The organism is Polyangium jinanense (assembly GCF_028435265.1).
Taxonomy (GTDB): domain Bacteria; phylum Myxococcota_A; class Polyangia; order Polyangiales; family Polyangiaceae; genus Polyangium; species Polyangium jinanense.
Map to the genome: position 1 here is coordinate 875337 of NZ_JAGTJK010000001.1, position 12812 is coordinate 888148.

Sequence of the window (12812 nt, forward strand, 5' to 3'; positions counted from 1 at the left end):
GGAACACCCAGCGCAGACTCGCCGGATTGGAAGAGCTCGCGGCGCTGGGGCCGCCCGCGAAGCCAGCCGACCGCGAGCGGGTCGCCAAGGCGCTCGCGCTGGTGCGAGAAGAGAGCGACGACCGCGACCTGAAATTCATCGCTGGCGTGCTGCGAGTGCTGGTGTAGTCGATTGACGTGACGCCTCAGGGCGGGAAGCGGGGCTCCGCGCTGTGTAAAAGGACACGGTTGACCGCCGCGTGAGAAGCGTGCTCCGCACCCGAGGAGGCGGAAATCCTGGTTTCTTTGTCCTACATGCTGACGTCATGGCAACCGCACTCATCATCGGCGACATCCAGCGCGGCATCACCGGCGCCTACCCGTTCGCGCGGCAGGTCGTTCCACCGCTGACCGACCTCCTCCCGCGCGCCAGATCCGCCGGCGTGCTGGTGGTGTTCATACGCACCGCCTTCCGCGTCAACCGGGCGGATCTCCCGCCGGGTAATGCATTGTTCTCCGCCTTCTTCGAAGCGGGGGATATCTTCCACGAGGGGACGGCCGGAACCGAGATCGACCTACCGGTGCACGACGAGGACGTCGTTGTGCTGAAACGCCGGGCAAGCGCTTTCGCCGGGACAGACCTGGATCTCGTGCTGCGTGCCCATGCCGTCGACACCATCGCCGTCGCCGGAGTGGCCACCAGTGCAATGGTCGCCGCAACCTGTTACGACGCAGCCGATCGGGGGTATCGGGTCACCGTGCTCCGCGATGGCTGCGCGGACAGCGACCCCACCGTCCACGAATTCTTCATGGATAAGGTCTTTCCCAGCCGTGCGGCCGAAGTCGTGCCGTGTGCCGGGTGGCTGGTCGACGAGCGGTGGCACGCCGGAAGCGGTACCGACAGGAAAACCCGAGGAGAGGGGGCGGGCGCGAAACAGACGTAGAAGATGAACCCGAGGAGCGGAGAGGGATCCGAGAGCGGCCATGATCGCCGTCCCCAGGAGCTGCATCGGAGCCGGTAGAGGACCCGAGGGCAGACCTGAGGAACGGCTTGCGGAGCTCTGGGTGTGAAGTCGGACCTGGAGGCGGACCTGGGGAGGGGTTCGGGTCGAGGGATGACCACGCAGACGCGTGCTCACGGGCACGCAACCGCTCCAGGGCAGCGCGTGCTCGGCCGCGGACAAGGGATGGGCAGGCAGGCGCAGCCGCCGCCCACCACAACGAATACGGAGCAGTTCGTCCGGCTGCCCGGAACGCACCGCGCCCCGGCGCCGCCCCAGCGGGCGCAGGGGTCAGGTCGCCTCACCGGAATGAGGGAGCGCTCCGCGAGAGCCCTCTCCACTTCGGAATCTCCTTCCCTTTCGATGAGCGCGCCTTTGTCGCTCGCGATGTCATCGTCGCAGTCCGAGGACAGGCTCCCTTCTTCTTTTGCCAACAAGCTCACTTCCTGAGCCTCAGGATCCATGCCCATTTCACCACTATCGCAGGAGAACGAGAAGAACCCCAGGATGCCGAATGTACCCAATCGCAGTGCTGATAGCCGCATGGCAGACCTCCCTGCACCTTACAATGGCAACATAAGCCCGCGGGGGCCTCGCGGCGCGCGTCGATGTGCGAATATGCTGAGAAGGTTGCCTATTTCAGCGGGTGCCGCGGGAGGCGGACCCGGGGAGGGGTTCGGGTCGACGCGCCGACCGTCATCCAGCCGCGGTGAGTTGAATAGGGGTCACGAGGCGGCGTCCAAGGCGGCATGCTTACCTACTCCACGCTAGGTCCACGTCTTCGCCGCCCGCTTTTCGCGGGCCTGTTTACCGCGATCGCCGTCACGCACGCGTCCATCGCGCTGGCCGATCCGATCGAATTGAGCGCGCCGATCGACGTCGGCGCGACGCTCCCCGCGATATCCGAGTCTCCGGACGGCGAGGCCGAGTTCCTCGACGAGCGTCGCGACGACTACGCGGTCGCGGTGCACGGCTCGTCGATGCTCGTCACGTGGGTCGAAGGCGTGCGCGATCTCTACGCCGCGATCGTGGACGCCGAGCAGGGCGTCGTCGTCCCGCGGTTCCTCGTCTATTCGGCAGAGACGCGACTCTACGCGGTGCGCGCGGTCTTCGCGGACGGCGCGTATCGCATCGCGGTCGGAGACCAAGAGGGGCTTTACACCGGCACACGTCTGTTCGCGGTCGACGAAGCGGGGGCGGTGGGGGACCCCGAAACGTACGGGCTCGAGGAGCAGGGCCTCGTCGAGTGCGGTCCGCTCGCGCTCGAGGCGCGGAGCACCGGCCTCGTGCTCTCGTGCGCGAATGGTCCCGTCGCCGCGCTCCCGAAGGCAGGGGAGCCGAGTACGCTGTTCTGGCCGACCAGCTTGCCGCTCATCGACATCGCATGTCGAGCCGCTCCGTGCGTCGCGGGCTTCCAGCTGAACGATTCGAATCCGCTGCGGAACGTCGCGCTGGTCACGCTCGACGACGCGAACACGGATCCGAAGCCGACGTTCCTCGGCTTCCGCGACGCGAACTACGCGCGCATCGCGGTGGCCCTCACCGGCGCCGGGACGCTCGCCGTCTCGTGGTCGTACATCCTCCCGCCCGGCAGCCAGAACGGAGAAAACCGCGAGCATATCCACGGGTGGTTCCTCGCCGCGGACGGCTCGATCCGCACGCTGGACAATCTCGCGGAGGCGCCGGGGATCCGCGACCCACGGCTCGCGACGAATGGCACGAGCATCGCGCTCGCGTATCGTACGAACGGCGGCGGCTCGTCGATCGTCGCGCTCGACGCGGACGGAGCGCCCCGCGGAGAGACGGCGGTGATCTCGACCCAGCCATCGCTCGATATTCGTCTCGCGGCGTCGTCCGACGGCTCGTACGCGCTCGCGTACGACGACGGCGCGAGGCTGTTCGTGCGAACGGCGCGTCTCGACCCGAAGGGCGAGGACCCCGGACCGGGCGGGGGGACACCGACACCGACGGAGACGAGCAGCGGGTGCGCGGTGGCCGGGGGCGGAGCGTCGTCCTCGGCGGGCGTCGCGCTCGCCGTCGCGTTCGGCGCCTCGCTCATCGTGCGTCGACGGCGGCGACGGGGCGTTTCTACCCTGCCGGGTTGACGCCCGATCCCGGCGCCTCCTTCAGGGCTCCGCGTCCTTGCAGCACCGCACCCCCGTCGAATAATCGAGATAACTCCGCGGGTGGGCCGTCACCACCGCGTCGCAGCCCGACCGCGTCGATCGCGCATAAAAACCGCCCGCGAACGCCCCGCTGCCTTCGTCCACCCACTCGTCCAGGTTGCCGACCATATCGTAAATCGCGTCGTTCCCCCAGCGGCTCCGGCACGCCGGCGTCGCGCCCGTCCTCCGGAACAGCGGCGCCTCCCCGGCCCGCACGTGATTCAAGCGTGGATCGAGGTGCCCGATCGACGCATTGTCATGCAAAATGGCCGCCGGGTGCGCCTCGCGGAACACGTTGCACGCCCCCTCCACGTACGTATCCCCGTACGGAAAGGGCGTATCGTCCTGCCCCCGGCAAGCCAAGACGAACTCCGGCAGCGTGCACAGCCGCTTCCCGGACGCCGCGCAGGCGCTCTCCGCCACGAGCCCCGTCAAATACCCGTTGGGCCGGGCCAATCGCCGCGGCACCGCCATCACATCGAGCTTCTGCCCCCGCTGCCACCCCGGCAAAAACGGAAGCGGCATCGCCCGCGCGTGCACGCTGCCCATGCGGCTCCGCCCCGTCGACCAATCCCCCAGCGTGATCTCCAGCAGATTCGGCGTCACCGGGAAATCGGGCGAAAGCGCCTCCCTGCTCGCCGCGTCCACGATCGTCGCCTCGAATCGGTCCACGCAGAGCTTCCCCTGCACGAGCACCATCTCCGGCGGACACGGCCTTGGCGCCGCCGCCTTCACCTCCTCCGCGTCCTCCGCCGCCTCCGCGCCCGCCCGCTCCACGGCCGCCGCGAGCCCCCGCACGAGCCCCACTTCCGGCACCACGTCTCGCCCCTCGGCGCGCGTCCCGAACCACCGCAGCGACCCATCCGCCGCCCACCCCGGCTCCCCCACGACGCACGTCCCCGGCGCCGAAAGCGCTTCCACCTCGACGAACCCTCCCGGCTTCATCGACGGATAAAACCGCGGCCCCGGCGACCCATCCTGACAAATCCCCGCCGCCCCTCCTTCCGGCCACGCCGCCGCCCCGACCTCGCGCCCCTCCTCGTCCAGCCAAACCGCGTACCGCCGCCCCTCATCCGACAGAATCGCTCCGCCCCCGGGCAGCCCCGACAAACGCACCCCGAGCTCCCCGGCCCGCACCTTCAGCGACGTCTTTGCCACCGGCCCGAGCCGCCCTGCCGCGTCCACCACGAACGCCACCACCTCCTCGTCCGAGCCCACCCCCACGCCCGCCACGATCGCCCCGCCCGCGGCCCGCTCCACCGCGGCAAACCCTGCCCGCACCGGCGACGCCGCGCTCCGCGCCCGCCCATCCGACAGCGCCGGCGCCCCCACCTTCCCCTCCTCGGACAACCCCGCCACGTGCAGCCGCCCCCCGGACAGCTCCATCAACAGCCCCTTCGCCTTTCCCCCCACCATTACCGCCCCGTCCGGCCAAACCCGACCCCGCCAGACCTCCGCCGTCCCGCCCGTCGGCCAAACCCGCCCCACATCCCCCCGCGCCACCCACACCGCCGCCCCGACCTTCCCGATCCCCGCCACCGCGCCTGCGCCCCGCCCCCCCGCAAAAATCTCCTCTTTCGACAAACCCTCCCGCACCCCATCCCCCTCCAGCACCCGCACCCGCCCTCCGGCCAGCGCCACCCCCGTACCATCCGGCCAAACCTTGGCCCAATGCACCCGCCCCCGCCGCGCCGGAAACGCTACCCCCTCCTCCCGCAAACTCCCATCCCGCCCGGCCGATCGGAGCCCCCGCCCATCACCCGTCGTAAAAAATGCCCGCTCCCCGGCCCACACCACGAGCCCCACATCATTGCGCGCCTGCCCCCCCACCCGCCGAGGCTCCGCCTGCAAAATCTTCTCGAACCCCACCCCCGCGCCCGGCTCGATCGCACACTCCCCCCGCCCAAGCTTCGCCGCCGCCCCCCCGAACCAGCTCACCTCACAACTCCCGCCCCGCGCCACCGGCTGCGTCAACAGCCCCACCCGCGTCCCTCCGACCAACCGCGGCGCATAAAACCCCTTCAGCGCCCCCCATTCCAGCTCCCCCTCCACCACCTTCGCCCGACTCTTCCCCTCGAACCTCCCATCCTCCCCGATCACCCCCCCACCAATCGCGGCCCACCCCATTCCCGTCGCCTTCGTTCCCGCCGACGGTTTGGCGCTCTCATACCAAACGATCTCCACCCCTCGCGCCGACCCTCGCGCATCCACCACCCCCATCCCCTCGAGCGGCGGGACAAACCGTAACCCCGTCGCCTTCGCCTCCCCCTCGAAAACCCCCTCCCGCGACACCCACCGCACCGTCACCTCCACCGTCGGCTTCGGCGCAGCCTTCTTCACCACCTCTTTTTTCTTCCCCCCGCCCTTCTTGCCGCCCTTCCCATTCCCCTTCTTCACCACCGCCGGCGTCTTGCGATTCTGGACGAGGCGCGGGGACGCTTCTTTTTTGGGGGCGGGGGTGGTGGGTCCTGTTGTTTGAGGGGCCGCAGGCCCCGAGTTCGGGGGGACTGCCCCCGAAGCCCCCACCGTCTCCACCGAGATCAGCGCCACCCGCTCCCCGCTCACCGCAACCGCTTTCACGTCCCCGACCCGCTCACACCCTCGGATCTCCGCCACCTCCGACGCCCGATCGAACACCGACAAACACAACCGATCCCCACCCACCGACGTCACGAGCGCCCGCTTCCCGTCGCTCCGCGTAAAAGCCAGCACCACGTTTTCATCGACGAGCCGCACGATCGGCCCCATCCGCCCCGATTCCTCCACCCACCGCGCATACCCCTCGGGCTCGCCCGCCGCCTGCGACACCAGAAGCGCCGCCGCCTCCCCGAAGACCGGCTCCACCGACATCGGCAAACCCGCTTCCTCCGCCGCACCCAGCGGAAGCCGCGTCACCTGCGCCCCAGCGGCCGAGCTCGGCTTCCCTGCCTCCGGCGCCTGCCGCCCGCTCGTTTGCCCGCCTCTGCTCGGCTGATGCGTGTCACGTACGCTCGCGCCCGAGCAAGCGGAGCTTCCAACAAGCAGCCAGAGCAGCAGAAGACTCGGGCCTTTTTGCACACGGAAAGAGAGGGGGAGGCGCGCCACGATCGCGCCCACCTTAACGCGGAGTTTGCCGGGCGTGCAGGAAGAGCAGCACGGGCGCGTCGCGACCCTGGACGGCGACCGCGTGCACGCCCTGCCGGTCCTGAGGTGTCCTCGCCGCACGTGCTCGGGGGCACGTCGGCTGCAATGCCCGGTGAGCGGCAGGGGGCTTTTCCGGATCACGAGGGGCTCTCTTTCGAGGCCTTTCCGCGTTCGGAGGCGAAGCCTCTACCTCTCAGGAGGACTTTCGATGACGAAGACCATGCAGCTCACGATGCTCGGTGCCGCGGCCCTCATGACCCTCGGCGTGGGATGCGGGCGTGGCGAGAAACCCGCGCAGAGTGCGCAGCAGCGGCCGACGCCGGCCTTCGAGGCCGCCGTCCCCGCGGAGCAGGGCCAGGCGGGCCAGTATGGCCAGGGCCAGGCGGGGCAGTGGGGCCAGGGCCAGGCGGGCCAGGGCCAGGGCCAGGCGGGGCAGGGCCAGGCGGGCCAGGGCCAGGCGCAGGGTCAGGCGGGCCAGTGGGGCCAGGGCATGGGCATGATGAGCGAGCAGGAGATGTGCTCCTCGTTCGTCCAGCACTCGAACCTCCGCGTCGAGGACATCGAGGGCGGCGTCGCGATCATCGCGACCCCGAAGTCGGGCGTGGACCTCTCTACCCTGCGCGGCGATGCGCTCCACATCGCGTACACGATGAGCCCACCGGCCGGCGAACAGCGCGCGGCGCGGCCCACGAGCGCGTCGGAGCGTTGCGCCCTCTTCGACCTCGGCCAGACGGCGGGTCGCTCGGGCGTCATGGAGCAGGCCAACGAGATCCGGATCATCCTGCTCGCCCAGGACACGACCGGCGTCCCCGCCCTGCGTAACCAGGCGCGTGGCTTCGTGCGCCAGTGGGGCCAGGAGGGGGTTCAGAGCGGTCAAGGCGGCCAGCCCCAGAACCGCTGAACCGGGGCTCCGCTCCGGATCGAGCAGGGTGGGGGCGAGCTGCCCCCGCCCTGCTTTCCTTTTCTGGCCCTCGACCTGCCCGAAAAGGTTCGCTACCCTGAGCTCGTCATGAGCAAGAAGCTGGACGAGGAGCTCGCGCAGGCGGCCGGGATTGGACGGGACGACGATGGGCCGGCGGCGATGCCTCCGCTCACGGTGCCTCAGCCGGCCGAGAAGGCTCGACCGAAGAACAGCAGCATGGGCCTCTTGATCACGCTGCTCGTCATGGGCGGCGGGCTCGTCAGCCTCTTCATGTTCGGCTTCAAGGAAGCGGCCATTTATGCGACGCCCGTCGATCAGCTCCTCGCGCAGCAGGACAAACTGATGGGCCGCAAGGTCCGCGTCGAGGGCGAGCTCGTGCCGGGCACCCTCGAAAAGCGCGACAAGCCTTGCGAGTATCGCTTCACCATTCATGGCAAGGACGGCAAGCAAACCTTGCCCGTCCGGTATCCGCAGTGCGTCATTCCCGACACGTTCCGCGACGTACCCGCGGGCGGCGTGCAGGTCACGGTCGAGGGCTCGCTCAAGTCGGCGACCGATTTCGAGGCCACGCTCGTCATGGCGAAGTGCACCTCGAAGTACGATCCCAAGACCCACGAGATGAAGCAGGGCGAGGGGCAGGGCATGCCGATCAACTGATCGGATCGGCTCCACGCGAAAACGCCGGGCTCCAGAAGGGGCCCGGCGTTTTTCATTTCATTCGGGTTCGGCTTGGCCTCGCCGCGGCGCGGGGGCCGGGGGCATCTCTTCGGGGGGCATCGCGGGCGAGGGCATGGGCTCGCTCGGGGTGGGTTTGTCGGCGGGCTCCGGGGGCGGCGGCGCCTCGCGCGGCGGCTCCACGGGCTTCGGCTCGGCTGTGGCGGGCGCGCGGGCCGGTTCCTCGTCGCCCTTCTCCTTCGCTGTCGACATGCCCACGGGCAGCCCGGGCTTCTTCGACGGGAACGGCGAGTCGCCCTTGCCGCGGCCACGACCTGCGGCCGGGCCGTCGGTCGAGTGGGGATCGAACCGCATCCGCGACAGCGCGCCGTGCGCGTGCCAGCCGTAGAACCCGTCTTGCCGTTTGGACTTCTTGATCTTCGGATCGGCCAGCTCGAACAGCGATGGCGCGTTCGAGCCCGGCGCGCCGAGCAGCGACTTCGTCAGATCGCTCTTGTTGCGGTAGGCGTCGGTGAACTTGAAGCGCACGTAGAGGTCGGCCGTCGAGTTGTTCCACGGCTCGCGCACGTTCACCTTCCCGTCGCCGGCGAGCTCGAGATCGGACCCGTTGGCTTCGAGCTTCGTGACCTTGAGGACGCCTTCCTTCGCCTCGGCCGCGATCACGAGATCGCCGAGCTTCGCCTCGGGCAGCGCGATCTGGCCTTTGATCTTCGACTTCCCGTCGCCGACGGCCATCTCGGCGATCGTCAGATCGAGCGCGCCGTTTGCCTTGCTGAACTTCCCACCTTCGGCGGTGAGCTCGAACGTCCCCTTCGCGACGCCTTTCACGGGCACGCCGAGGAAGTCCTTGATCACGTCGACCTTCCCGAGGTTCACGCCTTCGAGCTCGACCTCCATCGGCCCGCTCGAACCGCCGACGGGCACCGTGCCGTTGAGCTCGCCGTCGAAGGCGCGGGCCCAGAACTTGACGCGCACGCGGCCGAGGAAGAGCGGCAGGATCTGCAGCCGCGCCTCCACCGCGTCGATCTCGATCACGCTCTCCTTCGGTGCGGGTTTGTCCTTGTCGGCCCCGCTGCCGAAGGGCCCTGCCGCGGACGACGACGCGTCGTCGCTCGGGGGCAGATAGAGCCGCACGCCCGTCGCCTCGACGCCTGTGAACCAGTACGAATCGAGCTCGTCGATCTCGATCCGCTGCCCCGCGCTTTTGCCTTTTTGCGCGGCCTGGAACTCGGCGACGAGGCGGTCTTTCAGCCGATCCCAGGGGAAGGCCAGATAAAAGAAAAGCCCGAGGCAGAGGCAATAAAGTGCCGGGTAGGCCAGGAATTTTGCGATGCGCAGGAGACGGGCCTTCACGGTGTCTTCTCCTCCTCGGCCGTATCCTTCGACTCGCCCTTGTCCTTGTCCTTGTCTTTTTCTTTCGCGTCGGGCTTTCGGTCGTAGGCGCTCACGCCGAGCTCCACCTCGTACGAGTCCGGCTCACCGGCGCGCGGGCGGATGTTGAGGCGCGTCACCGCGACGGCGTGGCCCGATTGCTCGATCTTCTCGATCGTCTTCACGAGCGCCAGCATCCCCACCTTGTGCATTTTCACCACGGTCAGCCGCTCGGTGTACTTCTTCCCGTGCGGGACCTCGGGTTTGTCTTGCGCGTCCGCGATCGTGATCCCGTTCTGCTTCGCGGCGTCCTCGATGAAGCCGGCGAGTGCGGGGGCGGGGCGGCCATAACGCGCGAGCAGGGCGTCTTGCTTCGCCTTGCGCTCGGCGACCGAGAGGCGCGCTTTGTAGACCTCGTCGATGAGGGCGCGGATCTCGTCGTTCTCGGTGCGCGACGAGCTCACCGCGCTCCAGGCGTAGATCGGCACGGCGAGCACGACGAGCGCCGCCACGATGCCGGCGAGGACGCCGAGCAGTTTGCGCTCGCGTGGCTCGAGTTTCTCCAGGCGCTCCGCGAACGTCACTTCTCTTCCTCCTTGCCGGCCGCGGGCGAGGACGTGTCCGCCGCGTCAGCGGTGCCCGAGGGTTTTGTCGTCTTCTTCTTCTTATCCTCGCACTTCACGTCGAGCTCGAGCACGTATTTCTGTTTGCCCTCGCTGAACTGGGCCGTGCGGCTGATCTTCACGTCCTTGAAGCACTTGTGCTCCTTCATCTTGTCCGCGATCGCCTGCGCGTCGGGGATCGAGGGCACGGTGCCTTGAATCGAGACGTGGCCGCGGTTCACGTCGAACTCGAGGACGTCGTGCGTGATCTCTTTCGGCACGACCTCCGAGAGTTTCACCATGACGTCGAATGCGTCCGCGCGCGGCAGCGGATCCTCGTCGGCGCTGCCGGGGCCCTTGTCGAGCATGCTGCGCGCCTTTTCGGGCTCCTTCGTCTCCTCTTCGAAGACGTCACCCGTGGCCGTTTCGAGCCGCGAGAGCAGCATTTCTTTTTCGGCCGTGAGGCTTCGATGCTGCGCGAGCAGGCTGAAGACGAAGCTCACGACGACCGCGGCGCCGAGGCCTGCGAGGAGCGGGATTTTTTCGCGAAGGAACGGATAACTGCGCGCGGCGGCGAGGTCGCCCTGGCGCAGGTTGAGGCCACGCGCCTTGCCGGCGAGGCCCATCGCGAGGCCAATCGCCTTCGCGAAGCGCGGGAGCATTGCCTCTTGCTCGGCCGTGACGCCTTCGAGGCGCGGCTTCGGCAAGGGCAGGATCGTGATGCCGAGCTCGGTCGAGAGAAACGCCTCTGCGCCCTGCGCGCTCGCGCCGCCGCCGACGAGATACATGCCCGCGAGCGGGCCGCCGCCCGAGGCGCGGAAGGCCGCGAGGGTTTGTCGCAATTCACGCGAGAGCGCGGGCGCGCTCCCGGGCAAACCGAGCGTGCCGCGCGAGAGCGTGCGCGCGAAGACCGGGTCGCCGCCGCGCAGGATCACGATGTCGCTCGTGGCCTCGCCGAGATCGAGGATCGCGACGGGCAGCGCCGCCTCGCCCGCGGGGGCCTCTTTTCCGAACGGTTTTTCGATTTCGGGCATGACGCCCGCGAGGTTCGCGAGCGGCAGGGCGCCCGTGCCGACGCGCTCGGGCTCCATGCCGAGCGCCTCGCGCACGACCTCGATGCGCGCCTTGACGTCCTCGATGCGCGCGATGGCCGCGAAGATCGGCACGGTGTCGCCGCCCGGGTTCTTGTCCATGCGATAATCGAACACCGCGTCCGTGATCTCGAACGGGATCAGGGATTCGAGCTCGAAGGGCAGGACGTTGTCGATCTCCTTCACCGCCGAGGTCGGCAGGTCGATCGACCGGAAGAACGTCCGCTCGCCCGAGATCGCGATGGACATCGCGTCGGCCTTGAGGCCGCCCACGGCGGCGCGGATGGCGTCGATTTCGAGGCCCGTGACGGGCGCCTCGCCGAGGGCCTCGAGCGTGATCTTGCGGTACGAGAGGCGCAGGAGCGCCGCCCTGACCACCGCTTTGCCGACGTCGATACCGAGGATTTTGGACATCGTGATGCTCTCTCGAGGAAACTATTCGATACGATAATAGACGATCTTGCCGAGCGGGTTCGTGGCGAGCGCTTGCATCGGATCGACGATCCCCGTGCCCGAGCTGCCGGACGTGGAACCCGTGGGGGTCCCGCCCTGCGGGTTCTGCCCCGTCGTCGACCCGGTTTGCGTGCCGCCCGTGAGCGGATTGACGCCGCGCGTGTCCACGACGGCGTGGACGCGCACGCGCGTCGTGCGCTTGCGGCCGGGAACCACGCCCTCGGCGTAAATGCTGAAGACCTTGCTCGTGACGGTGAATTGCTTGTTCGCGCCCGCGTTGAGCCCGCACGGCAGGCCTGCCTGCGCGAGCAGCGGCGTGAGCATCGGCCCGAGCATCGCGCCGAGCGGCCCGGGGACGGTGCCCGATTTGAGGAGATTGGGGAAATCGGCCGGCTTCGAGAAAATGGGGATCGGGAACGTCTTGAGGACGCCGAGGAGGCCGAGGAACTGTGCCTGGATGTTCGGGTCGGTGCAAAGGGGAATGCCCTGCGACGCGTTCGATTGCGTCGCGCCCGCGCCGCCCGAGCAGACGGAGCAAGCCGCCGCGAGCAGGGTCTGCGGGTTCGCGGTGTTCACGTTGACCGCTTTCTGGCCCCAGACCGTGAGCGTGCGTGATTTCGGATCGTCCGGGTTCGGCTCGACGAACGTCGCCCAGAAGTCGTCGCCGACGCCGCGGATGAGGCGCAGCTCCTCGAGCGAGTCGTACGCGGCGTTCTTGCGGCGATATTCGAGGCCGATCGTCTGGTAAAAGTTGTCCTCGGCGCCCGTGGCTCCTTGGGCTTGCGAGCCGACATAGCAGGTCGAGAGGACCTCGTCCTGATCGGCCCAGTCGGTCATCGCGCCGCAGATCGTCTGCATCGTCGAAAACTGGCCGTCGGGGTCCATGCCCTCGAACATCGGCGCGTATTGCGGGCCCTGCATGTGGCTGACGAGCAATCGTTCGAGATCGATGTCCTGGATCGGCGCGGCCCGGTTGACGTTGATCTTCGAATCCTCGTCGACGATCTTCACCGTGAACGAGCCGCCCGTGAGGCCGAGGCCCTTGCTCTGCGAGGTGTCGACGCCGAGCATCCCCCCGAACGTGGCCATGCCGGTTTCGTCGTTGAAGGGGCCGAGCGCGATATCGGTGAACTCCCAGACGGGGAGCTGCTTGAACGGCAAGGGCAGAGGGACGCTCGTGCGGATCGTCGGCTCGGAGGCAATCAGCAAGCGCGACAGATTCACGGCGCTCTTCGCCAGGTATTCGGCCTTGAGCGCGTCCCGATCCGCGAGCGCCGACGCGAGCTCGGAGGTCGTCTCCTGCTGCAATTCGGTGAGAAACACCGTGAGCACGGTGATCGCGCCGAGCACCATGAGCAATGCGACGCCGCGGCGCTCTCGTTTGCGCCTGCGGAGCCTCTTGGCCTCTTTTTCGCGGATCGGCTCGTTCAT

10 protein-coding genes are annotated in these 12812 nt (G+C 68.6%); 5 read left to right on the plus strand and 5 right to left on the minus strand.

The window, feature by feature from the left end:
- Window positions 1–26: 26 nt before the first annotated feature.
- From KEG38_RS03610 to KEG38_RS03620, 3 genes are all read left to right on the plus strand, one after another.
- Window positions 27–167, plus strand: a complete 141-nt coding sequence (locus KEG38_RS03610) for a hypothetical protein (RefSeq protein ID WP_272417565.1) — start codon at window positions 27–29, stop codon at window positions 165–167.
- A 137-nt stretch (window positions 168–304) separates the two neighbouring features.
- Window positions 305–922: a cysteine hydrolase family protein gene (locus KEG38_RS03615; RefSeq protein ID WP_272417566.1), complete on the plus strand. Its 618-nt coding sequence runs from the start codon at window positions 305–307 to the stop codon at window positions 920–922.
- Window positions 923–1728: 806 nt separating this feature from the next.
- The gene (locus KEG38_RS03620) at window positions 1729–3084 is read left to right on the plus strand and encodes an MYXO-CTERM sorting domain-containing protein (protein ID WP_272417567.1); all 1356 of its coding nucleotides are present in this window, start codon (window positions 1729–1731) and stop codon (window positions 3082–3084) included.
- A gap of 21 nt (window positions 3085–3105) precedes the next feature.
- Here the strand turns inward: KEG38_RS03620 and KEG38_RS03625 are convergent, their stop codons facing one another.
- Complete coding sequence (locus tag KEG38_RS03625) at window positions 3106–5994, minus strand: hypothetical protein (RefSeq protein ID WP_272417568.1); 2889 nt, start codon at window positions 5992–5994, stop codon at window positions 3106–3108.
- Window positions 5995–6475: 481 nt separating this feature from the next.
- Between KEG38_RS03625 and KEG38_RS03630 the strand changes: the two genes are divergently transcribed.
- Together KEG38_RS03630 and KEG38_RS03635 are read left to right on the plus strand one after the other, a co-directional pair.
- Window positions 6476–7168, plus strand: coding sequence for a hypothetical protein (locus tag KEG38_RS03630; RefSeq protein ID WP_272417569.1), 693 nt, complete (start codon window positions 6476–6478; stop codon window positions 7166–7168).
- A gap of 108 nt (window positions 7169–7276) precedes the next feature.
- Complete coding sequence (locus tag KEG38_RS03635; RefSeq protein WP_272417570.1) at window positions 7277–7846, plus strand: cytochrome c maturation protein CcmE; 570 nt, start codon at window positions 7277–7279, stop codon at window positions 7844–7846.
- 57 nt (window positions 7847–7903) lie between these two features.
- On the opposite strand, the gene gspN is transcribed toward KEG38_RS03635, so the two are convergent.
- Genes gspN through KEG38_RS03655 form a run of 4 tightly spaced genes read right to left on the minus strand, consistent with a single transcriptional unit; the run spans window position 7904 to window position 12812 of the window.
- Complete coding sequence (gene gspN, locus KEG38_RS03640; protein WP_272417571.1) at window positions 7904–9217, minus strand: type II secretion system protein GspN; 1314 nt, start codon at window positions 9215–9217, stop codon at window positions 7904–7906.
- Window positions 9214–9819 carry a type II secretion system protein M gene (locus KEG38_RS03645; RefSeq protein ID WP_272417572.1) on the minus strand — a complete coding sequence of 202 codons (606 nt, stop codon included), beginning with the start codon at window positions 9817–9819 and terminating at the stop codon, window positions 9214–9216. Before KEG38_RS03645 ends, gspN begins: the two co-directional genes overlap by 4 nt.
- On the minus strand, window positions 9816–11342 hold the full coding sequence (gene pilM, locus KEG38_RS03650; protein ID WP_272417573.1) for a type IV pilus biogenesis protein PilM: 1527 nt from the start codon (window positions 11340–11342) through the stop codon (window positions 9816–9818). Before pilM ends, KEG38_RS03645 begins: the two co-directional genes overlap by 4 nt.
- 21 nt (window positions 11343–11363) lie before the next feature.
- Complete coding sequence (locus tag KEG38_RS03655) at window positions 11364–12812, minus strand: type II secretion system minor pseudopilin (RefSeq protein ID WP_272417574.1); 1449 nt, start codon at window positions 12810–12812, stop codon at window positions 11364–11366.

What these genes read in the sequence shown, in the direction of transcription:
- KEG38_RS03615 (WP_272417566.1), top strand. Translation starts at nt 305, where the DNA reads ATGGCAACCGCACTCATCATCGGCGACATCCAGCGCGGCATCACCGGC.
- KEG38_RS03620 (WP_272417567.1), top strand. Translation starts at nt 1,729, where the DNA reads ATGCTTACCTACTCCACGCTAGGTCCACGTCTTCGCCGCCCGCTTTTC.
- KEG38_RS03625 (WP_272417568.1), bottom strand. Translation starts at nt 5,994, where the DNA reads ATGTCGGTGGAGCCGGTCTTCGGGGAGGCGGCGGCGCTTCTGGTGTCG.
- KEG38_RS03630 (WP_272417569.1), top strand. Translation starts at nt 6,476, where the DNA reads ATGACGAAGACCATGCAGCTCACGATGCTCGGTGCCGCGGCCCTCATG.
- KEG38_RS03635 (WP_272417570.1), top strand. Translation starts at nt 7,277, where the DNA reads ATGAGCAAGAAGCTGGACGAGGAGCTCGCGCAGGCGGCCGGGATTGGA.
- pilM (WP_272417573.1), bottom strand. Translation starts at nt 11,342, where the DNA reads ATGTCCAAAATCCTCGGTATCGACGTCGGCAAAGCGGTGGTCAGGGCG.
- KEG38_RS03655 (WP_272417574.1), bottom strand. Translation starts at nt 12,812, where the DNA reads ATGAACGAGCCGATCCGCGAAAAAGAGGCCAAGAGGCTCCGCAGGCGC.